This is a genomic window from Enterobacter nematophilus (genome assembly GCF_026344075.1).
Classification (GTDB): Bacteria; Pseudomonadota; Gammaproteobacteria; order Enterobacterales; family Enterobacteriaceae; genus Enterobacter; species Enterobacter nematophilus.
In genome coordinates, this window is sequence record NZ_JAPKNE010000003.1 from 103,518 (window position 1) to 124,039 (window position 20,522).

A 20,522-nucleotide genomic window follows, 5' to 3' on the forward strand; every position below is an offset into this window, starting at 1 on the left:
CATTGGTATGCGGCAAATCCGCAAGGAACAGGTTGATTATGTACGAAGCTCTTTTAGTTGTTTTCCTTATTGTAGCCATCGCTCTCGTAGCGTTGATCATGCTGCAGCAAGGTAAAGGCGCTGATATGGGAGCCTCCTTCGGAGCAGGCGCTTCCGGTACGCTGTTCGGTTCAAGTGGTTCTGCGAACTTCATGACCCGCACAACGGCGATTTTGGCTACGCTGTTCTTCATCATCAGTCTGGTACTTGGCAATATCAACAGCAACAAGACCAGCAAAGGAAGCGAGTGGGAAAATCTGAGCGCGCCAGCAAAAACTGAGCAGACTCAGCCAGCTGCACCGGCTAAGCCAACCAGCGATATCCCGCAGTAAGTATTCCGTACCGAGGTGGTGGAATTGGTAGACACGCTACCTTGAGGTGGTAGTGCCCTAACGGGCTTGTGGGTTCGAGTCCCATCCTCGGTACCAATATTCCAGAAGAAAGACGTCGAAAGACGTCTTTTTTTTCGTCTGTATATTGTGGTGGCTGGCAAAATGGCGGGTGGAGCTACGCTTGCCCGCCCTACAAATGCCCAATAAAAAAGGCGCCCGTGGGGCGCCTTTTGCATGTCTTGCTGTCGATTATTTCTTATCGCTGTGTTCCAGGTTCTCAACCTGCGGCAGGCCGTTACCGGAATTCGCGGAGAGCAGACCATTCTCAACGTAGTTGAACAGCTTCTCACGGGTATCGGTGATATCCAGGTTACGCATGGTCAACTGGCCAATACGGTCGTCTGGAGAAAACACAGACTCACCTTTCTCCATGGTCAGACGCTCTGCTTTATAGGTCAGGTTGTCCGACACGGTGTTCAGGATGGAGTAGTCGTTACCGCGACGCAGTTCCAGCGTCACTTCACCGGTGATTGCGCTCGCTACCCAACGCTGCAGCGCGTCACGCAGCATCAGCGCCTGCGGATCGAACCAGCGACCCTGATACAGCAGTTTGCCCAGCTGACGACCATGAGAGTGATACTGCTCGATGGTGTCTTCGTTGTGAATACCGGTCAGCAGACGCTCGTAAGCGATGTGCAGCAGCGCCATCCCCGGAGCTTCATAGATACCGCGGCTTTTCGCCTCGATGATACGGTTTTCAATCTGATCGCTCATGCCCAGACCGTGGCGACCGCCGATGCGGTTTGCTTCCAGCATCAGTTCAACGTCGTCAGAGAAGGTCTTGCCGTTCAGGGCAACCGGATGGCCACGTTCAAAACGCACGGTCACTTCTTCCGCCGGGATCTTCACGCTCTCGTCCCAGAACTTCACGCCCATGATCGGGTTAACGATCTTCACGCTGGAGTTCAGGAATTCCAGGTCCTTGGCTTCGTGCGTCGCGCCCAGCATGTTGGAGTCGGTAGAATAGGCTTTCTCGACGGACATCTTATAGTCAAAACCGCAGGCAATCATGAATTCAGACATCTCATGACGGCCACCCAGCTCGTCGATGAAGTCGGTGTCCAGCCACGGCTTGTAAATCTGCAGCTCCGCGTTGGTCAGCAGGCCATAACGATAGAAACGTTCGATATCGTTACCTTTATAGGTGCTGCCGTCACCCCAGATGTTCACGCCATCTTCTTTCATGGCGGCAACCAGCATGGTGCCGGTAACGGCACGACCCAGCGGGGTGGTGTTGAAATAGGTCAGGCCGCCCGTGGTGTTATGGAACGCACCGCACTGAATAGCGGCAATACCTTCAGCAACCAGTTGCTTACGGCAGTCAATCAGTCGCGCGTTTTCTGCGCCATACTCTTTAGCGCGACGAGGAATAGCATCATAGTCGTCCTCATCCGGCTGACCCAGGTTCGCAGTATATGCATACGGAACCGCTCCCTTCTGGCGCATCCACAGCAGTGCAGCGCTGGTATCCAGGCCGCCTGAGAAAGCGATGCCAATACGTTGTCCTACCGGAAGATGCTTGAGAATCGTCGTCATAGAATAAAACCCTGCTTGATTGACTGATTAGAGACCGCTTTCGCTCTCTTGTGCATTTTTATGCAAAATAAGTGAGTATTCATTTAATCATCTTTTATCGAATACCGGAAGAGACTCGTGCGTTTTTTGTAAAAAATTTGGTCTGTTCTGTCTGGCGGAAGCTGGGTTGACAGGTGGGGTCAACTATCAATATACTAAACGCCGATTTTACGTCCCGTCTTCGGTACCAAATCCCAGCATTATTTGCAAATTCTGTCCAAAACGCGTAGAATTTGCCACGTTTCAGGCGCGGGGTGGAGCAGCCTGGTAGCTCGTCGGGCTCATAACCCGAAGGTCGTCGGTTCAAATCCGGCCCCCGCAACCACTTTCCCATAAAGTTCTTTTTCAAATATACTGTGAAGACTTAGAGCCTTCGTAGCTGGATTTGAAAAAATTCTTTCGGAGAGTGCTCCAGGCCACAGTTGTGGCTATAGGGTTCAGTTATCTAAAGCCCCGATTTATCGGGGTTTTTTGTTATCTGACTACAGAATAACTGGGCTTTACGCCCTTTTTTTATGTCTTGGGGGTGGGCTTGTCCACATTAGAGCAAAAATTAACAGAGATGATTACTGCACCGGTCGAAGCACTGGGCTACGAACTGGTCGGCATCGAATTCGTTCGCGGCCGTACATCGACGCTGCGCATCTATATTGATAGTGAAGATGGCATCAATGTTGATGATTGTGCTGATGTCAGCCACCAGGTGAGTGCGGTTCTTGATGTTGAAGACCCAATTACCGTTGCGTACAACCTGGAAGTTTCCTCACCTGGCCTGGATCGCCCGATGTTCACGGCCGAGCACTATGTGCGCTTTACCGGTGAAGAAGTGGCTCTCGTTCTGCGTATGGCCGTACAGAACCGCCGTAAATGGCAGGGAATTATCAAAGCCGTTGATGGTGAAATGATCACGGTGACAGTCGAAGGCAAAGATGAAGTGTTCGCGCTGAGTAATATCCAGAAGGCGAACCTGGTTCCCCACTTTTAACAGTCTGGATTGAGGTGAAAAGCCCGCGATGAACAAAGAAATTTTGGCTGTTGTTGAAGCCGTCTCCAACGAGAAATCACTGCCGCGTGAGAAGATTTTCGAAGCGCTGGAAAGTGCACTGGCTACAGCAACCAAGAAAAAATACGAACAAGAGATCGATGTTCGCGTAGAAATCGATCGTAAAAGCGGTGACTTCGATACATTCCGTCGTTGGGTAATCGTAGAAGAAGTGACCCAGCCGACCAAAGAGATCACCCTGGAAGCCGCACGTTTCGAAGACGAAAGTCTGAACGTGGGTGACTACGTTGAAGATCAGATTGAATCTGTCACCTTCGACCGTATCACCACCCAGACCGCTAAGCAGGTTATCGTGCAGAAAGTGCGCGAAGCCGAGCGCGCGCTGGTTGTCGATCAGTTCCGCGATCAGGAAGGCGAAATCATCACCGGCGTGGTGAAGAAAGTGAACCGCGACAACATCTCTCTGGAAATTAAATCCGAAGGGATGCCGGGCAACGCTGAAGCCGTGATCCTGCGTGAAGACATGCTGCCGCGTGAAAACTTCCGCCCGGGCGACCGTATTCGTGGTGTTCTGTACGCCGTGCGCCCTGAAGCGCGTGGTGCGCAGCTGTTCGTGACTCGTTCTAAACCAGAAATGCTGGTTGAACTGTTCCGCATCGAAGTGCCTGAAATCGGCGAAGAAGTTATTGAGATCAAAGCAGCAGCTCGCGATCCAGGCTCTCGTGCGAAAATTGCGGTGAAAACCAACGACAAGCGTATCGACCCGGTCGGTGCTTGCGTCGGTATGCGCGGCGCGCGCGTTCAGGCGGTTTCTACCGAACTGGGCGGCGAGCGTATTGATATCGTTCTGTGGGACGACAACCCGGCGCAGTTCGTAATCAACGCAATGGCTCCGGCTGATGTTGCGTCTATCGTTGTTGACGAAGACAAACACACCATGGATATCGCTGTTGAAGCGGGCAACCTGGCGCAGGCGATTGGCCGTAACGGTCAGAACGTACGCCTGGCGTCACAGCTGAGCGGCTGGGAACTCAACGTCATGACCGTTGATGACCTGCAGGCTAAGCATCAGGCTGAAGCCCATGCGGCGATCGATACCTTCACCAAATATCTCGACATTGACGAAGACTTCGCCACCGTTCTGGTAGAAGAAGGTTTCTCTACGCTGGAAGAACTGGCCTATGTGCCAATGAAAGAGCTGCTGGAAATTGACGGTCTGGATGAGCCAACCGTTGAAGCCCTGCGTGAACGCGCTAAAAACGCACTGACCACCCTGGCACTGGCTCAGGAAGAAAGCCTTGGCGATAAGAAGCCGGCTGATGACCTGCTGAATCTGGAAGGTCTTGATCGTGCGATTGCGTTCAAGCTGGCTGCCCGTGGTGTTTGTACGCTGGAAGATCTCGCTGAGCAAGGCGTTGATGACCTGGCAGATATCGAAGGTTTAACCGACGAGAAAGCCGGCGAACTCATCATGGCCGCACGTAATATTTGCTGGTTCGGCGACGAAGCGTAATAAACTGTAGCAGGAAGGAACAGCATGACTGATGTAACTGTAAAATCGCTGGCTGCTGAGATTCAGACCTCCGTGGACCGCCTGGTACAGCAATTTGCTGATGCAGGGATCCCGAAGTCCGCTGATGACTCGGTGACCGCGCAAGAAAAACAAACCTTGTTAACGCACCTGAACCGCGAACACGGTTCTACGCCTGACAAGTTAACGCTGCAGCGCAAAACGCGCAGCACGTTAAACATTCCTGGTACCGGTGGCAAAAGCAAATCGGTACAAATTGAAGTCCGCAAGACGCGCACCTTTGTAAAACGTGATCCGCAAGAGGCAGAACGCCTTGCCGCGGAAGAGCAGGCACAGCGTGAAGCGGAAGAACAAGCTCAGCGTGAGGCGGAAGCAGCCGCCAAACGTGAAGCAGAATTAAAAGCTGAACGTGAGGCCGCAGAAAAAGCGAAACGCGACGCCAGTGATAAAGTGAAGCGTGACGCTGCGGAAAAAGACAAAGTGAGCAATCAACAGACAGACGAAATGACCAAAACCGCCCAGGCTGAAAAAGCCCGCCGTGAAAATGAAGCTGCCGAGCTGAAGCGTAAAGCGGAAGAAGAAGCCCGCCGTAAGCTGGAAGAAGAAGCTCGCCGCGTCGCTGAAGAAGCGCGCCGTATGGCAGAAGAAAACGAGAAGAATGGCGTGAATACCGCTGAACCGACTGAAGATACCAGCGACTATCACGTGACCACTTCTCAGCATGCGCGTCAGGCTGAAGATGATAACGACCGTGAAGTAGAAGGCGGCCGTGGCCGTGGTCGTAATGCAAAAGCCGCGCGTCCGGCGAAGAAAGGTAACAAACACGCTGAATCTAAAGCTGACCGTGAAGAAGCACGTGCAGCGGTTCGCGGTGGTAAAGGCGGTAAGCGTAAAGGTTCTTCTCTGCAGCAGGGCTTCCAGAAGCCAGCTCAGGCGGTTAACCGTGACGTCGTGATTGGCGAAACCATCACCGTTGGCGACCTGGCGAACAAGATGGCGGTTAAAGGCTCTCAGGTCATCAAAGCGATGATGAAGCTGGGCGCAATGGCAACCATCAACCAGGTCATCGACCAGGAAACCGCACAGCTGGTTGCCGAAGAGATGGGCCACAAAGTTATCCTGCGTCGTGAAAACGAGCTGGAAGAAGCAGTAATGAGCGACCGCGACACTGGCGCTGCGGCTGAACCGCGTGCACCGGTTGTGACCATCATGGGTCACGTTGACCACGGTAAAACCTCTCTGCTTGACTACATTCGTTCTACGAAGGTTGCCTCCGGCGAAGCGGGTGGTATTACCCAGCACATCGGTGCTTACCACGTAGAAACCGAAAACGGCATGATCACCTTCCTGGATACCCCAGGCCACGCAGCGTTCACCTCAATGCGTGCTCGTGGTGCCCAGGCTACGGATATCGTTGTACTGGTTGTTGCAGCAGACGATGGCGTTATGCCACAGACCATTGAAGCTATCCAGCACGCGAAAGCGGCGCAGGTGCCTCTGGTTGTTGCGGTCAACAAAATTGATAAGCCAGAAGCCGATCTGGACCGCGTGAAGAACGAACTGTCTCAGTACGGCGTTATGCCGGAAGAGTGGGGCGGCGAAGCGCAGTTCATCCCTGTATCTGCAAAAGCGGGTACCGGTATCGACGACCTGCTGAACGCTATCCTGCTTCAGGCTGAAGTTCTGGAGCTGAAAGCTGTTCGTAAAGGTATGGCGAGCGGTGCGGTAATCGAATCCTTCCTGGATAAAGGTCGTGGTCCGGTTGCAACGGTTCTGGTTCGCGAAGGTACGCTGAACAAGGGCGACATCGTTCTGTGTGGCTTCGAATACGGTCGCGTTCGTGCGATGCGTAACGAACTGGGTCAGGAAGTGCTGGAAGCAGGTCCGTCCATTCCAGTGGAAATCCTGGGTCTGTCCGGCGTTCCGGCTGCCGGTGATGAAGTGACCGTTGTGCGTGACGAGAAGAAAGCGCGTGAAGTGGCACTGTATCGTCAGGGCAAATTCCGTGAAGTTAAGCTGGCGCGTCAGCAGAAATCTAAACTTGAGAACATGTTTGCGAACATGGCTGAAGGCGAAGTTCACGAAGTGAACGTCGTTCTGAAAGCGGACGTTCAGGGTTCTGTGGAAGCGATCTCCGACTCCTTGCTGAAACTGTCTACCGACGAAGTGAAAGTGAAGATCATCGGTTCTGGCGTAGGTGGTATCACCGAAACCGACGCAACCCTGGCTGCGGCATCCAACGCTATCCTGGTTGGCTTCAACGTGCGTGCTGATGCATCTGCTCGCCGCGTGATCGAAGCGGAAAGCCTGGATCTGCGCTACTACTCCGTCATCTATAACCTGATCGACGAAGTGAAAGCTGCGATGAGCGGTATGCTGTCTCCTGAGCTGAAACAGCAGATCATCGGTCTGGCTGAAGTGCGTGACGTGTTCAAATCACCGAAATTCGGTGCTATCGCGGGCTGTATGGTTACCGAAGGTACCATCAAGCGTCACAACCCAATCCGCGTACTGCGTGACAACGTGGTTATCTACGAAGGCGAGCTGGAATCCCTGCGCCGCTTCAAAGATGACGTTAACGAAGTCCGTAACGGCATGGAATGTGGTATCGGCGTGAAGAACTACAACGACGTTCGCGTTGGCGATATGATCGAAGTGTTCGAAATCATCGAGATCCAACGCAGCATCGACTAATCCTTCAGGGATAAGTCCATATGTAGGCCGGGATCGCCTCGTGCCACCCGGCAATAATTTTAAAAGGGGCTTTTAGCCCCTTTTTTGTCTGGAGAATTTATTATGGCGAAAGAATTTGGTCGCCCACAGCGCGTGGCGCAGGAGATGCAGAAAGAGATCGCACTCATCCTGCAACGCGAAATTAAAGACCCGCGTATCGGTATGATGACCACCGTATCTGGCGTGGAAATGTCTCGTGACCTGGCCTATGCCAAAGTGTTCGTAACCTTCCTGAACGATCAGGACGAAGCGGCGGTTAAAAACGGCATTAAAGCACTGCAGGAAGCCTCTGGTTTCATCCGCTCTCTGCTCGGCAAAGCGATGCGCCTGCGTATCGTGCCAGAGCTGACCTTCTTCTACGACAACTCGCTGGTCGAAGGTATGCGCATGTCCAACCTGGTGACCAGCGTGGTGAAACATGACGACGAACGTCGTGTTAACCCGACGGACGACAGCAAGGAGGACTGATGAGTCGTCCTCGTCGTCGCGGTCGCGACGTGCATGGCGTGCTGCTGCTGGATAAACCGCAGGGTGCATCCAGCAACGACGTGCTGCAAAAAGTGAAGCGTATTTATAACGCTAACCGTGCGGGCCACACCGGCGCGCTGGATCCGCTGGCGACCGGCATGCTGCCGATTTGCCTGGGTGAAGCGACAAAGTTTTCCCAGTACCTGCTCGATTCCGATAAACGCTACCGCGTTATCGCTAAACTAGGCCAGCGTACGGATACCTCCGACGCGGATGGTCAGGTAGTAGAAGAGCGCCCGGTGACCTTCAGCGCCGAACAGCTTGATGCGGCCCTGGAGAGCTTCCGCGGGGACACAATGCAGGTGCCGTCGATGTATTCGGCGCTGAAATATCAGGGCAAGAAGCTCTACGAATATGCGCGACAGGGAATTGAGGTCCCGCGCGAAGCCCGCCCGATTACCGTGTATGAGCTACTCTTCATTCGCCATGAAGGCGATGAGCTGGAGCTGGAAGTCCACTGTTCGAAAGGGACCTATATTCGCACCATCATTGACGATCTGGGTGAAAAGCTGGGCTGCGGCGCGCATGTGATCTACCTGCGTCGTCTGGCGGTCAGTAAATATCCGGTGGAACGCATGGTGACGCTTGAGCAGCTGCGCGCGTTGGCTGAGCAGGCACAAGCGCAGGGAGTGGAACCAGCAGATTTGCTGGATCCACTGCTGATGCCAATGGACAGTCCGGCAGCGGACTTCCCAATCGTTAATCTTCCTTTAACATCGTCCGTTTACTTTAAGAACGGAAACCCGGTTCGTACGGCGGATGCGCCGCTGGATGGACTGGTACGCGTGACGGAAGGTGACGAAGGGAAATTCATCGGTATGGGCGAAATGGACGGTGAAGGGCGCGTTGCGCCGCGTCGTCTGGTCGTCGAATATCCGGTCGACGCGTGACGGCGATAACGGCTCACCTTGCGATAAGCAGGGGAGACGAGTAGAATATCGCCGCTTAACGCCCGGTAAATTGTTTAACAATCTGCGGGGCGTACATGGGGTCGCTGAATTAGAGATCGGCACCCTTACATTCTTTATACTTTGGAGTTTGAAAATGTCTCTAAGCGTTGAAGCTAAAGCTAAAATCGTTTCTGAGTTTGGTCGTGGTACTAACGACAGCGGTTCTACCGAAGTTCAGGTTGCACTGCTGACTGCACAGATTAACCACCTGCAGGGTCACTTTGCAGAGCACAAAAAAGATCACCACAGCCGTCGTGGTCTGCTGCGCATGGTTTCTCAGCGTCGTAAACTGCTCGACTACCTGAAGCGTAAAGATGTTGCACGCTACACCGCGCTGATCGAGCGTCTGGGTCTGCGTCGCTAAGTCTTGCGAGTTTCAGAAAAGGGGGCCTGATGGCCCCTTTTTTCAACCAGACGGCAGCAATTCAATGGAAACTATTGTATTGTTGCTATAAATGATCTTCATTGCAGAGGTTCGCGCGGCTAATGAGAGGCTTCACCCATGGGGGTGTCGGTTGTCATTAGTCGCGAGGATGCGAAGAAGGTCGGGTTAAATCGACAGCACGCCGGCGGTGTGCTGTCATACATTTAAGAAAGGACAGAATTTTGCTGAATCCGATCGTTCGTAAATTCCAGTATGGTCAACATACCGTCACGCTGGAAACCGGCATGATGGCACGTCAGGCGACTGCTGCCGTTATGGTAAGCATGGATGACACCGCGGTATTCGTTACCGTAGTTGGCCAGAAAAAAGCTAAACCAGGTCAGGACTTCTTCCCGCTGACCGTAAACTACCAGGAGCGTACCTACGCTGCCGGTAAAATCCCGGGTGGCTTCTTCCGTCGTGAAGGCCGTCCAAGCGAAGGCGAAACCCTGATCGCGCGTCTGATTGACCGCCCGGTTCGTCCGCTGTTCCCGGAAGGCTTCGTTAACGAAGTTCAGGTTATTGCGACCGTTGTTTCCGTTAACCCACAGGTTAACCCGGACATCGTTGCGATGATCGGTGCTTCCGCTGCCCTGTCACTGTCTGGTATTCCATTCAATGGCCCAATCGGTGCCGCGCGCGTCGGTTACATCAACGACCAGTACGTGCTGAACCCAACTCAGGAAGAGCTGAAAGAGAGTAAGCTGGACCTGGTTGTAGCCGGTACTGAAGCGGCTGTGCTGATGGTTGAATCCGAAGCTGAACTGCTGAGCGAAGACCAGATGCTGGGCGCTGTGGTGTTCGGTCACGAGCAGCAGCAGATTGTTATCCAGAACATCAACGACCTGGTGAAAGAAGCCGGTAAGCCACGTTGGGACTGGCAGCCAGAAGCGGCAAACGACGCGCTGAACGCACGCGTTGCGGCACTGGCAGAATCTCGTCTGAGCGATGCATACCGCATCACCGACAAACAGGAGCGTTACGCTCAGGTTGACGCGATCAAAGACGAAACCATCGCCACCCTGGTCGCTGAAGACGAAACGCTGGACGCTAACGAGCTGAGCGAAATTCTGCACGCTATCGAGAAAAACGTTGTTCGTAGCCGCGTACTGGCAGGCGAGCCACGCATCGATGGCCGTGAAAAAGACATGATCCGTGGTCTGGACGTGCGTACTGGCGTACTGCCACGTACTCACGGTTCCGCGCTGTTCACCCGTGGTGAAACGCAGGCGCTGGTTACCGCAACCCTGGGTACCGCACGTGACGCGCAGATCATCGACGAACTGATGGGCGAGCGTACTGACAACTTCCTGTTCCACTACAACTTCCCTCCGTACTCTGTGGGCGAAACCGGTATGGTTGGCTCACCGAAGCGTCGTGAAATTGGTCACGGTCGTCTGGCGAAGCGCGGCGTGCTGGCAGTGATGCCAGAAGCTGACAAATTCCCGTACACCGTTCGCGTGGTTTCTGAAATCACCGAATCTAACGGTTCTTCTTCCATGGCTTCCGTATGTGGTGCCTCTCTGGCGCTGATGGATGCAGGCGTGCCGATCAAAGCCGCTGTTGCGGGTATCGCAATGGGTCTGGTGAAAGAAGGCGACAACTTCGTTGTTCTGTCTGACATTCTGGGTGACGAAGACCACCTGGGCGATATGGACTTCAAAGTAGCGGGTTCCCGCGACGGTATCTCTGCCCTGCAGATGGATATCAAAATTGAAGGTATCACCAAAGAGATCATGCAGGTTGCTCTGAACCAGGCTAAAGGTGCGCGTCTGCACATTCTGGGCGTGATGGAACAGGCTATCAACGCGCCACGCGGTGATATCTCTGAATTCGCTCCGCGTATTCACACCATCAAGATCAATCCAGACAAGATCAAAGATGTTATCGGCAAGGGCGGTTCCGTAATCCGTGCGCTGACCGAAGAGACTGGCACCACCATTGAAATCGAAGATGACGGTACTGTGAAGATTGCAGCTACCGACGGCGAGAAAGCGAAATTCGCAATCCGTCGCATCGAAGAAATCACTGCTGAAATCGAAGTGGGCCGCGTCTATGCGGGTAAAGTGACCCGTATCGTTGACTTTGGCGCGTTCGTTGCCATCGGTGGCGGTAAAGAAGGTTTGGTTCACATCTCTCAGATCGCTGACAAGCGCGTTGAGAAAGTGACCGATTACCTGCAGATGGGTCAGGAAGTGCCGGTTAAAGTTCTGGAAGTTGATCGCCAGGGCCGTATCCGTCTGAGCATTAAAGAAGCAACCGAGCAGTCTCCTGCCGCTGCGCCAGAAGCGCCAGCCGCAGAACAAGGCGAGTAAGGTAGCATTTGCCCTCCGCTTCGGCGGAGGGTTTATTATCAGGCAGGACGCCTTGTTAAGCCGCCGGGGGACAGGACGTTCATCCAATAGTTGTCTTCGGGAGTGGGAAATGAAGCCTTTTTTGCGCTGGTGTTTCGTTGCGACAGCTTTAACGCTGGCAGGATGCAGCAACTCTGCCTGGCGTAAGAGCGAAGTCCTCGCAGTGCCATTGCAACCGACTTTGCAGCAGGAAGTGATTCTGGCACGCATGGAACAAATACTTGCCAGTCGGGCTTTAACCGATGACGAACGCGCACAGCTTTTATATGAGCGCGGAGTGTTGTATGATAGTCTCGGTCTGAGGGCATTAGCGCGAAATGATTTTTCACAAGCGCTGGCTATCCGACCTGATATGCCTGAAGTATTCAATTACTTAGGCATTTATTTAACGCAGGCAGGCAATTTTGATGCTGCCTATGAAGCGTTTGATTCTGTACTTGAGCTTGATCCAACTTACAACTACGCGCACTTGAATCGCGGTATCGCATTGTATTACGGCGGTCGCGATAAGTTAGCGCAAGATGATCTGCTGGCGTTTTATCAAGACGATCCTAATGATCCTTTCCGTAGCCTGTGGCTTTACATCGTTGAGCGGAAGCTCGATGAGAAGCAGGCAAAAGAAGCCCTGAAACAGCGCTTCGATAAATCGGACAAGGAACAGTGGGGATGGAACATTGTCGAGTTCTACCTGGGCAACATTAGCGAAGCAACGCTGATGGAACGCCTCAAGGCGGACGCAACGGATAACACCTCGCTCGCTGAGCATCTCAGTGAAACCAACTTCTATTTAGGTAAGTACTACCTAAGTCTGGGGGATATGGACAGCGCTACGGCACTGTTCAAATTAGCGGTTGCTAACAACGTACATAACTTCGTTGAGCACCGTTATGCATTGTTGGAATTATCGCTCTTGGGCCAGGAGCAAGACGACCTGGCAGAATCGGACCAGCAATAGCTGACGACATAAACATCAGCCCGTAATCTTTTGATTGCCATCACCTTCACTGGTGAGGGCGTTGTTGTTCGTCAATACACCTACTTTGAGCCGGTTCACACTTTTCAATGAAAATTGCTAATCATTTTCACGATGAGCTAAGTAGACTGGCCGCCATTGACATTGAGGCACTCGTACTACATGGCTGAATTCGAAACCACTTTTGCAGATCTGGGCCTGAAGGCTCCTATCCTTGAAGCCCTTAACGATCTGGGTTACGAAAAACCATCTCCGATCCAGGCAGAATGTATCCCGCATCTGCTCTCTGGTCGTGACGTGCTGGGCATGGCCCAGACTGGTAGCGGTAAAACTGCAGCGTTCTCGCTGCCGCTGCTGAACAACATCGATCCGGACCTGCGTGCACCGCAGATCCTCGTCCTGGCTCCAACCCGTGAACTGGCTGTTCAGGTTGCTGAAGCAATGACGGAATTCTCTAAACATATGCGCGGCGTAAACGTGGTAGCCCTCTACGGCGGCCAGCGTTATGACGTGCAGTTACGCGCCCTGCGCCAGGGCCCACAGATTGTCGTCGGTACGCCGGGCCGTCTGCTGGATCACCTGAAGCGCGGTACTCTGGACCTCTCTAAACTGAGCGGCCTGGTACTGGATGAAGCAGATGAAATGCTGCGTATGGGCTTCATCGAAGACGTAGAAACCATCATGGCGCAGATCCCGGAAGGTCACCAGACCGCTCTGTTCTCTGCCACCATGCCAGAAGCGATCCGTCGCATTACCCGCCGCTTCATGAAAGAGCCGCAGGAAGTGCGTATTCAGTCCAGCGTGACCACTCGCCCGGACATCAGCCAGAGCTACTGGTCCGTGTACGGCATGCGCAAAAACGAAGCGCTGGTCCGTTTCCTGGAAGCGGAAGATTTTGATGCGGCGATTATCTTCGTGCGTACCAAAAACGCGACCCTGGAAGTGGCTGAAGCGCTGGAGCGTAACGGCTACAACAGCGCAGCGCTGAACGGCGACATGAACCAGGCTCTGCGTGAGCAGACGCTGGAGCGTCTGAAAGACGGTCGTCTGGATATCCTGATTGCAACCGACGTGGCAGCACGTGGTCTGGACGTTGAGCGTATCAGCCTGGTTGTAAACTACGATATCCCGATGGACTCCGAGTCTTACGTTCACCGTATCGGTCGTACCGGTCGTGCGGGTCGTGCTGGCCGTGCGCTGCTGTTCGTTGAGAACCGCGAGCGTCGTCTGCTGCGCAACATCGAACGCACCATGAAGCTGACCATTCCAGAAGCGGACCTGCCAAACGCAGACCTGCTGGGCAAACGCCGTCTGGAGAAATTCGCCGCAAAAGTACAGCAGCAGTTGGAAAGCAGCGATCTGGATCAGTACCGTGCACTGCTGTCGCAGATTCAGCCTGTCGCTGAAGGCGAAGAGCTGGACATGGAAACCCTGGCTGCAGCACTGCTGAAAATGGCTCAGGGCGAACGTAGCCTGATCGTGCCACCAGATGCACCGATGCGTCCTAAGCGCGAGTTCCGTGACCGTGACGATCGTTTCGAACGTCGTGGCGACCGCAACGATCGTGGTCCACGCGGCGATCGTCCAGAGCGTGGTGGTGAAGACCGCCCACGTCGTGAACGTCGTGACGCGGGTGATATGGAACTGTACCGCATTGAAGTGGGCCGTGATGATGGTGTTGAAGTTCGTCACATCGTTGGCGCGATTGCTAACGAAGGCGACATCAGCAGCCGTTACATCGGTAACATCAAGCTGTTCGCATCCCACTCTACCATCGAGCTGCCAAAAGGCATGCCGGGCGAAGTACTGCAGCACTTTACTCGCACCCGCATCCTGAACAAGCCGATGAACATGCAGCTGCTGGGCGATGCACAGCCACGTCCTGACCGCGGCGGTGAACGTCGTGGCGGTGGTCGCGGTTTCGGCGGCGAGCGTCGTGAAGGCGGTCGCAGCGAAGGTCGCGGTGGTGAAGGTCGTCGTTTCTCCGGCGAGCGCCGCGAAAGCCGTGGCCCACGTCGTGAAGAAGGCACCAGCCGCCGTCGTTTCGGTGACGCGTAAGCATTACGCTTCTGACGTAAAGTAAAATATACAGCCCCGATACACGCTATCGGGGCTTTTTTTATTCCCTTTGTACTCTTGTACTGGTACAGTGCGTCACACTAAAATGCAGAACCGCATGATTAACTGGAGACAAGGCTGTATGGCGACACTAACCACCACCCAAACGTCACCTTCGCTGCTTGGCGGCGTGGTGATCATCGGCGGAACCATTATAGGTGCCGGGATGTTCTCCCTGCCCGTGGTCATGTCCGGTGCGTGGTTCTTCTGGTCGCTGGCGGCGCTGGTCTTTACCTGGTTCTGTATGCTCCATTCCGGGCTGATGATCCTTGAAGCGAACCTGAACTACCGCATTGGCTCCAGCTTCGACACCATCACCAAAGATCTGCTGGGCAAAGGCTGGAACCTGGTGAACGGCCTTTCCATCGCGTTTGTGCTCTACATTCTGACCTACGCGTATATCTCGGCGAGCGGCTCGATTCTGCATCATACCTTTGCTGAGATGTCGCTGAACGTTCCGGCGCGTCTGGCGGGGCTGTGCTTTGCCCTGGGCGTGGCGTTTATCGTCTGGATGAGTACCAAAGCGGTGAGCCGCATGACGGCGATTGTGCTGGGCGCGAAGGTCATCACCTTCTTCCTGACCTTCGGTAGCCTGCTGGGGCACGTGACCCCCGCCACGCTGTTTAACGTCGCGGAAGTAAATACCTCCTACACGCCGTACCTGCTGATGACCCTGCCTTTCTGCCTGGCGTCGTTCGGCTACCACGGCAACGTGCCGAGCCTGATGAAGTACTACGGCAAGGATCCGCGCACCATCGTGAAATGCCTGGTCTACGGCACGCTGCTGGCGCTGGGGCTGTATGTGATTTGGCTGCTGGGGACGATGGGCAACATCCCGCGTCCGGAATTTATCGGCATTGCGCAGAAGGGCGGTAACATCGACGTGCTGGTGCAGGCCCTGAGCGGCGTGCTGAACAGCCGCAGTCTGGATCTGCTGCTGGTGGTCTTCTCGAACTTTGCGGTGGCGAGTTCATTCCTCGGCGTGACGCTGGGCCTGTTTGACTACCTGGCGGATCTGTTCGGCTTTGATGACTCCGCGATGGGGCGCTTCAAGACGGCGCTGCTTACTTTCCTGCCGCCGATTGTCGGTGGCCTGCTGTGGCCGAACGGCTTCCTGTACGCCATCGGCTATGCAGGGCTGGCGGCAACCATCTGGGCGGCGATTGTGCCGGCGCTGCTGGCGCGCAAATCACGTCAACGCTTCGGCAGTCCAAAATTCCGCGTCTGGGGCGGAAAGCCGATGATTGCCCTGATCCTGGTGTTTGGGGTGGGTAACGCGGTGGTTCACGTGCTGTCGAGCTTTAATCTATTACCTGTGTATCAATAAATACCTCTTTTCACCCTCTCCCTGTGGGAGAGGGCTGGGGTGAGGGCAACAAAACGCACTACATTTCTTCTTTCACCTGCATCGCCAAATCAAACGAGTGCAAGCGCGCCTGGTGATCGAAAATCTGGCCGTTGACCATAATCTCATCCGCCTGCGTTTCACGCAGCACCGCTTCCAGCCCGTGACGCACTTTCGCCTTATCGCCCACCAGCGACATGCTCAGCGCCTGCTGTACGCCATACTGCTCGGAGGCGGACCACAGCTGATGCATATTCTCTACCGGCGGCGGAAGCTGTCCCGTCTCGCCGCGACGCAGCTTCACAAACGCCTGCTGCATGGAGGTGAAGAGGAATTCCGCGTCGCGGTTGCTGTCGGCGGCAATGATGTTGATACACACCATCGCGTACGGCTTCTCCAGACGCTCGGACGGTTTGAAGTTCGTGCGGTAGAGGTGCAGCGCCTGATGCAGCATATCCGGCGCGAAGTGGGAGGCGAACGCGAACGGCAGCCCCAGCTGCGCGGCAAGCTGCGCACTATAAAGGCTTGAGCCTAAAAGCCACACCGGAATTTTCTCGCCGTAGCCCGGCACCGGGCGCACGTGCGGGTTCGGATCGCGCGCGTCGAACCAGTCCACCAGCTCCGCCACGTCGCGCGGGAAGTTGTCGATATCGCCGCTCATATGGCGGCGCAGGGCGCGCATGGTCGGCTGATCGCTGCCCGGCGCACGACCAAGCCCCAGGTCAATACGGCCCGGAAAGAGAGTATTCAGCGTGCCAAACTGCTCGGCAATCACCAGCGGGGCGTGGTTCGGCAGCATTACGCCACCGGAGCCCAGGTGCAGGGTGGTGGTATTTGCTGCCAGATAGCCAATCAGTACCGAGGTCGCAGCGCTGGCGATGCCCACCATATTGTGGTGTTCGGCCAGCCAGTAGCGGTGATAGCCACGCTTTTCGGCCAGTTGAGCCAGATCGAGAGAGTGCGAAAAGGCTTCTCGCGCGGAGGAGCCTTGTGGGATCGGCGCCAGATCCAGCACTGAAAACGGAATGGTTTTGTCAGTCATAACAGCTCACTTTGTCGACGGTCAATCTTTAATACTGCATTAAAAAATGATAACCGTTGTTAACAAAGTGAGCCTTTTTTAGGCCTGAAGTTCCAGCCCGGCCAGACGTTTCCAGTAACCGTTGCAGTCGCTGTTTGCCGTCAGCGGCAGCGGCGACGCGCCGTTTTCGTTGGCGCGGAAGGCGTCCAGCATCGCGAACACGCTGGTATCCAGCGGCGAAAGGCGCACCATGTCCACCAGCCCGTCCATCGACGCCAGCTCGTTACCGAGGTTATAGACATAGCCGCTCATGGTCTGAATACCGTTCAGAACAAATACCTGCTGATTTTCCTGCGACAGCATGCTGCGCCCGTTCGGGTATTTAATGCAGCAGGTTTCGCATTCGTCTTTCGGGCGATCCTCCGAGCGCGCGGTGAAGCAGCGGGCGGAGTAGGCCAGCGGCAGATGGCCATAGCTCAGCACTTCCACTTCGAACTGATGGCGAATGCCCAGCTCGTCGCACTGGTTCAGCAGGTTTGCCAGCCAGTCGCGGGAGAGCTCCACCGGCATGCACCAGCGCGTCATTCCCTGTTTGAGCAGCAGGCGCAGGGTGACGGCGTTATAGCAGTTCAGCGCATGGCCCGCGACAAACGGCAGCCTGCGTTCGGCGCACATGTTCACCACGCCCAGATCGCTCGCTTCCAGCAGAAACTCACCGTTTTCGACGTAGCGCTTCAGCTCGCCCAGTTCGGACGAGGCCTGCACCAGCGCGAGCGTTGACAGCACAACCTGTTTGCCGCTGCTGGCCAGGCTTTTCGCCATGTCCAGCCAGTCGCCCACTTTGGTAGCGCGGCGTTTGCTGCATACCGCTTCACCGAGGTAAATCACATCGGCGCTGCTGGTGGCGGCCTGTTGGTAAAAATCTTCCAGCGTCTCTTTTGGCCAGTAGTAGAGCACCGGCCCTAATGAATATTTCATGGTTATCTCACTGCCATTTACGGTGATACGCGCCAAGCGTGGTTTGCGTACCTTCGGACATCGATCCGAGCGTCTCCATCCACGCCGCTTGCGGGGCATAGTTCTGCGGGTCCGCCATGCAGCGGTCGATGGCCTGACGCCACACTTTCGCCACCTGGCTCACGTAGGCCGGGCTGCGCTGACGACCTTCAATTTTCACCGAGGCAATATTGGCGGCCAGCAGCTCCGGCAGCAGCTCCAGCGTGTTAAGGCTGGTGGGCTCTTCCAGCGCGTGGTAGCGCTCGCCGTCGACCAGGTAGCGGCCTTTGCACAGCGTCGGATAACCCGCGTTTTCACCGTCCTGATAGCGGTCAATCAGCACTTCATTCAGACGAGACTCCAGCCCCTGCGGGGTTTGCTGCCAGCGGACGAAGCGGGCAGGGGAGCAGGCCCCGACGGTATTCGGCGATTCACCGGTTAAGTAAGAAGAAAGATAGCAACGGCCTTCGGCCATGATGCACAGGCTACCAAAGGCAAAAACCTCCAGCGGTACTGGCGTGACGCGCGCGAGTTGCTTAACCTGATGAATAGAGAGCACGCGCGGCAACACCACGCGGGCGACGTCAAAGTGTTGATGGTAAAAACGCACCGCCTCTTCGTTGGTGGCAGATGCCTGAACAGAGACATGGCGCTCAATATGCGGATAGCGTTCTGCCGCATACTCAAGCATGGCGAGGTCGGCCAGGATTAACGCATCGGCACCCAGCTGTGCTGCCATATCTACCGCGCGCTGCCAGCGGGCGTAACCGTCAGGATGGGCAAACGTGTTGATGGCAATATGCAGCTTGCGGCGGTGCTGATGAACGAAGTTAACGGCTTCCTGAAGCTTTTTCTCCGTAAAGTTGAGGCCAGCGAAATGGCGGGCGTTAGTGTCATCTTTCAGCCCGATATAGACCGCATCGGCCCCATTTTCGATGGCCGCCTTAAGCGCCGGAAGGTTTCCGGCAGGGCAGAGCAGCTCCATAAATTATCCTGATGTAGTCGATAGCAAAATTGTTAACGAGCTGGGATTTTAATTAACCCATACGCGACAATTTTTGATTTAAGGCAGCTAATGGCGTATTGATGGCACCAATAATGAGGTACATCGGACGACGGTTTGTTGATTTACGCCGCTATGTTCTGGAATGGATGTGGCAAAATAGCGGGACTATAGCTATCAGGGAGTAAAGCTCGTGCTGGATAAACTGCGTTCACGTCTCGTACAATTCGGTCCATCAATGCTGAGCGTGCCGGTCAGGCTGGCGCCGTTCGCGCTTAAACGCCAGGTGCTGGAGCAGGTCCTGAGCTGGCAGTTCCGTCAGGCGCTGCAGGACGGTGAACTGGAGTTTCTTGAAGGCCGCTGGTTAAGCATTGAGGTACGTGACATCGGGCTGCGCTGGTTTACTTCGGTTGAGAACGACCAGCTGATCGTTCGGGAGTCCGCCGAGGCGGACGTGAGCTTTAGCGCCAGCGCCAGCGACCTGCTGATGATTGCCGCGCGCAAGCAGGATCCGGATACGCTCTTCTTCCAGCGACGTCTGGTGATTGAGGGCGACACGGAGCTTGGCCTGTACGTTAAGAATTTAATGGATGCCATTGAGCTGGAGCAGATGCCGAAAGCGCTGCGCGTGATGTTAATGCAAATGGCAGATTTCGTTGAGGCGGGGCTGAAATCCCCGCCGGACAGTAAACACACTTCAGTAGGTGAGCCATGCTGATTCGAGTCGAAATAGGGATTGATGCACCGGGTATCGATGCGTTATTACGCCGCTCTTTTGAGAGCGACGCGGAAGCCCAACTGGTCCACGATCTCCGTGAAGACGGCCTGATCACGCTGGGGCTGGTTGCCACCGATGACGAAGGTCAGGTTGTCGGCTATGTCGCCTTCAGCCCGGTGATCGTTCAGGGTGAAGATCTTCAGTGGGTGGGCATGGCACCGCTGGCGGTGGATGAAAACTACCGCGGGCAGGGCCTGGCGCGCCAGCTGGTCTATGAAGGACTGGACTCGCTGAATGAGTTTGGCTATGCCGCCGTGGTCACGCTGGGCGACCCGGCGTTCTATGGCCGTTTAGGCTTCGAGCAGGCCGCCCATTACGATCTGCGCTGCCGCTGGCCGGGTACCGAATCCGCCTTCCAGGTGCACCGCCTGGCGGATGATGCCCTGAACGGCGTAAATGGTCTGGTGGACTACCACGATCATTTCAATCGCTTTTAATCAGGCTCTCGCGTAGCGCCTCAAAGGAGCCGTCACCGGTCACGAGGCGCTCTTTCTGGCGCTTCGTCAGCTGCTTGATGCGATACTCCAGCCTGAGCGCCAGCGATCTGTCCCCCACGGCGGCAGAAAAAGCCAGCTGCAGTTCGCCTTTCCCCCGCAGCGCTTTTGCCCCTTTCCCCGTTTGATGTTGTAAAAAACGCCGCGCCACATCAGTGGTGATCCCGGTGTAGAGTGCGTTATCAGCGGTTCGGACAAGATAGAGAAACCAGCACACGGTAAACAGATTCAGTATGTTAAGGTGAACGCACCATAGCATGAGAGA

19 protein-coding genes and 2 tRNA genes are annotated in these 20,522 nt (G+C 55.1%); 16 read left to right on the forward strand and 5 right to left on the reverse strand.

The annotated features are described in order from the left end of the window. Positions 1–38 precede the first annotated feature (38 nt). Both secG and OSH03_RS10220 read left to right on the forward strand, forming a co-directional pair. Positions 39–371, forward strand: a complete 333-nt coding sequence (gene secG / locus OSH03_RS10215; protein ID WP_021242256.1) for a preprotein translocase subunit SecG — start codon at positions 39–41, stop codon at positions 369–371. Positions 372–380: 9 nt separating this feature from the next. After that, positions 381–467: transfer RNA gene (locus OSH03_RS10220), tRNA-Leu, on the forward strand. 153 nt (positions 468–620) lie between these two features. On the opposite strand, the gene argG is transcribed toward OSH03_RS10220, so the two are convergent. Beyond that, positions 621–1,967, reverse strand: a complete 1,347-nt coding sequence (gene argG, locus OSH03_RS10225; RefSeq protein WP_061096957.1) for an argininosuccinate synthase — start codon at positions 1,965–1,967, stop codon at positions 621–623. 287 nt (positions 1,968–2,254) lie between these two features. Here argG and OSH03_RS10230 point away from each other — a divergent pair. The 12 genes from OSH03_RS10230 to mtr all read left to right on the forward strand — a co-directional run bounded on the left by OSH03_RS10230 (position 2,255) and on the right by mtr (position 15,947). Then, positions 2,255–2,331: transfer RNA gene (locus OSH03_RS10230), tRNA-Met, on the forward strand. Positions 2,332–2,538: 207 nt separating this feature from the next. Then, positions 2,539–2,991, forward strand: a complete 453-nt coding sequence (gene rimP, locus OSH03_RS10235; protein ID WP_014833432.1) for a ribosome maturation factor RimP — start codon at positions 2,539–2,541, stop codon at positions 2,989–2,991. A 28-nt stretch (positions 2,992–3,019) separates the two neighbouring features. Continuing rightward, positions 3,020–4,522: a transcription termination factor NusA gene (nusA, locus tag OSH03_RS10240; protein ID WP_014885374.1), complete on the forward strand. Its 1,503-nt coding sequence runs from the start codon at positions 3,020–3,022 to the stop codon at positions 4,520–4,522. Between the two features lie 24 nt (positions 4,523–4,546). Continuing rightward, positions 4,547–7,234 carry a translation initiation factor IF-2 gene (gene infB, locus OSH03_RS10245; RefSeq protein ID WP_041907885.1) on the forward strand — a complete coding sequence of 896 codons (2,688 nt, stop codon included), beginning with the start codon at positions 4,547–4,549 and terminating at the stop codon, positions 7,232–7,234. A gap of 102 nt (positions 7,235–7,336) precedes the next feature. Next, positions 7,337–7,741 (forward strand): 30S ribosome-binding factor RbfA, encoded by a 405-nt coding sequence (rbfA, locus tag OSH03_RS10250; RefSeq protein WP_041907887.1) that lies wholly within the window; start codon positions 7,337–7,339, stop codon positions 7,739–7,741. After that, positions 7,741–8,691 (forward strand): tRNA pseudouridine(55) synthase TruB, encoded by a 951-nt coding sequence (truB, locus tag OSH03_RS10255; RefSeq protein ID WP_266178962.1) that lies wholly within the window; start codon positions 7,741–7,743, stop codon positions 8,689–8,691. The genes rbfA and truB overlap by 1 nt, the downstream gene beginning before the upstream one ends. Positions 8,692–8,845: 154 nt before the next feature. After that, positions 8,846–9,115 (forward strand): 30S ribosomal protein S15, encoded by a 270-nt coding sequence (gene rpsO / locus OSH03_RS10260; RefSeq protein WP_003861789.1) that lies wholly within the window; start codon positions 8,846–8,848, stop codon positions 9,113–9,115. 242 nt (positions 9,116–9,357) lie between these two features. Continuing rightward, positions 9,358–11,490 (forward strand): polyribonucleotide nucleotidyltransferase, encoded by a 2,133-nt coding sequence (gene pnp, locus OSH03_RS10265; RefSeq protein WP_061096958.1) that lies wholly within the window; start codon positions 9,358–9,360, stop codon positions 11,488–11,490. 109 nt (positions 11,491–11,599) lie between these two features. Further along, positions 11,600–12,484 (forward strand): lipoprotein NlpI, encoded by an 885-nt coding sequence (gene nlpI / locus OSH03_RS10270; protein ID WP_061096959.1) that lies wholly within the window; start codon positions 11,600–11,602, stop codon positions 12,482–12,484. A 107-nt stretch (positions 12,485–12,591) separates the two neighbouring features. Continuing rightward, the gene (gene yrbN, locus OSH03_RS22175; protein ID WP_100122156.1) at positions 12,592–12,672 is read left to right on the forward strand and encodes a protein YrbN; all 81 of its coding nucleotides are present in this window, start codon (positions 12,592–12,594) and stop codon (positions 12,670–12,672) included. Then, on the forward strand, positions 12,665–14,560 hold the full coding sequence (locus OSH03_RS10275) for a DEAD/DEAH family ATP-dependent RNA helicase (RefSeq protein ID WP_041907893.1): 1,896 nt from the start codon (positions 12,665–12,667) through the stop codon (positions 14,558–14,560). Before yrbN ends, OSH03_RS10275 begins: the two co-directional genes overlap by 8 nt. Before the next feature lie 142 nt (positions 14,561–14,702). Further along, positions 14,703–15,947 carry a tryptophan permease gene (gene mtr / locus OSH03_RS10280; protein WP_061096960.1) on the forward strand — a complete coding sequence of 415 codons (1,245 nt, stop codon included), beginning with the start codon at positions 14,703–14,705 and terminating at the stop codon, positions 15,945–15,947. Positions 15,948–16,005: 58 nt separating this feature from the next. Here mtr and OSH03_RS10285 read toward each other — a convergent pair whose 3' ends face one another. From OSH03_RS10285 to ubiU, 3 genes are all read right to left on the reverse strand, one after another. Further along, a complete protein-coding gene (locus OSH03_RS10285) occupies positions 16,006–17,007 on the reverse strand; it encodes a luciferase-like monooxygenase (protein WP_266178963.1) in 1,002 nt (333 codons plus the stop codon). 78 nt (positions 17,008–17,085) lie between these two features. Next, positions 17,086–17,964, reverse strand: a complete 879-nt coding sequence (locus OSH03_RS10290; protein WP_151412470.1) for a U32 family peptidase — start codon at positions 17,962–17,964, stop codon at positions 17,086–17,088. 7 nt (positions 17,965–17,971) lie between these two features. After that, positions 17,972–18,967 (reverse strand): ubiquinone anaerobic biosynthesis protein UbiU, encoded by a 996-nt coding sequence (ubiU, locus tag OSH03_RS10295; protein WP_014885366.1) that lies wholly within the window; start codon positions 18,965–18,967, stop codon positions 17,972–17,974. Positions 18,968–19,178: 211 nt separating this feature from the next. On the opposite strand from ubiU, the gene ubiT reads away from it, so the two are divergent. Continuing rightward, entirely contained in the window at positions 19,179–19,703 is a 525-nt protein-coding gene (ubiT, locus tag OSH03_RS10300; RefSeq protein WP_266178964.1) for a ubiquinone anaerobic biosynthesis accessory factor UbiT, read from the forward strand. Then, on the forward strand, positions 19,697–20,200 hold the full coding sequence (locus OSH03_RS10305; protein WP_041907900.1) for a GNAT family N-acetyltransferase: 504 nt from the start codon (positions 19,697–19,699) through the stop codon (positions 20,198–20,200). The genes ubiT and OSH03_RS10305 overlap by 7 nt, the downstream gene beginning before the upstream one ends. On the opposite strand, the gene OSH03_RS10310 is transcribed toward OSH03_RS10305, so the two are convergent. Continuing rightward, the gene (locus OSH03_RS10310) at positions 20,187–20,516 is read right to left on the reverse strand and encodes a GIY-YIG nuclease family protein (protein WP_045260079.1); all 330 of its coding nucleotides are present in this window, start codon (positions 20,514–20,516) and stop codon (positions 20,187–20,189) included. The genes OSH03_RS10305 and OSH03_RS10310 overlap by 14 nt on opposite strands. Positions 20,517–20,522: the final 6 nt, after the last annotated feature.

What these genes read in the sequence shown, in the direction of transcription:
- secG (WP_021242256.1), top strand. Translation starts at nt 39, where the DNA reads ATGTACGAAGCTCTTTTAGTTGTTTTCCTTATTGTAGCCATCGCTCTC.
- argG (WP_061096957.1), bottom strand. Translation starts at nt 1,967, where the DNA reads ATGACGACGATTCTCAAGCATCTTCCGGTAGGACAACGTATTGGCATC.
- nusA (WP_014885374.1), top strand. Translation starts at nt 3,020, where the DNA reads ATGAACAAAGAAATTTTGGCTGTTGTTGAAGCCGTCTCCAACGAGAAA.
- infB (WP_041907885.1), top strand. Translation starts at nt 4,547, where the DNA reads ATGACTGATGTAACTGTAAAATCGCTGGCTGCTGAGATTCAGACCTCC.
- rbfA (WP_041907887.1), top strand. Translation starts at nt 7,337, where the DNA reads ATGGCGAAAGAATTTGGTCGCCCACAGCGCGTGGCGCAGGAGATGCAG.
- truB (WP_266178962.1), top strand. Translation starts at nt 7,741, where the DNA reads ATGAGTCGTCCTCGTCGTCGCGGTCGCGACGTGCATGGCGTGCTGCTG.
- rpsO (WP_003861789.1), top strand. Translation starts at nt 8,846, where the DNA reads ATGTCTCTAAGCGTTGAAGCTAAAGCTAAAATCGTTTCTGAGTTTGGT.
- nlpI (WP_061096959.1), top strand. Translation starts at nt 11,600, where the DNA reads ATGAAGCCTTTTTTGCGCTGGTGTTTCGTTGCGACAGCTTTAACGCTG.
- yrbN (WP_100122156.1), top strand. Translation starts at nt 12,592, where the DNA reads ATGAAAATTGCTAATCATTTTCACGATGAGCTAAGTAGACTGGCCGCC.
- OSH03_RS10275 (WP_041907893.1), top strand. Translation starts at nt 12,665, where the DNA reads ATGGCTGAATTCGAAACCACTTTTGCAGATCTGGGCCTGAAGGCTCCT.
- mtr (WP_061096960.1), top strand. Translation starts at nt 14,703, where the DNA reads ATGGCGACACTAACCACCACCCAAACGTCACCTTCGCTGCTTGGCGGC.
- OSH03_RS10285 (WP_266178963.1), bottom strand. Translation starts at nt 17,007, where the DNA reads ATGACTGACAAAACCATTCCGTTTTCAGTGCTGGATCTGGCGCCGATC.
- OSH03_RS10290 (WP_151412470.1), bottom strand. Translation starts at nt 17,964, where the DNA reads ATGAAATATTCATTAGGGCCGGTGCTCTACTACTGGCCAAAAGAGACG.
- ubiU (WP_014885366.1), bottom strand. Translation starts at nt 18,967, where the DNA reads ATGGAGCTGCTCTGCCCTGCCGGAAACCTTCCGGCGCTTAAGGCGGCC.
- OSH03_RS10305 (WP_041907900.1), top strand. Translation starts at nt 19,697, where the DNA reads ATGCTGATTCGAGTCGAAATAGGGATTGATGCACCGGGTATCGATGCG.
- OSH03_RS10310 (WP_045260079.1), bottom strand. Translation starts at nt 20,516, where the DNA reads ATGCTATGGTGCGTTCACCTTAACATACTGAATCTGTTTACCGTGTGC.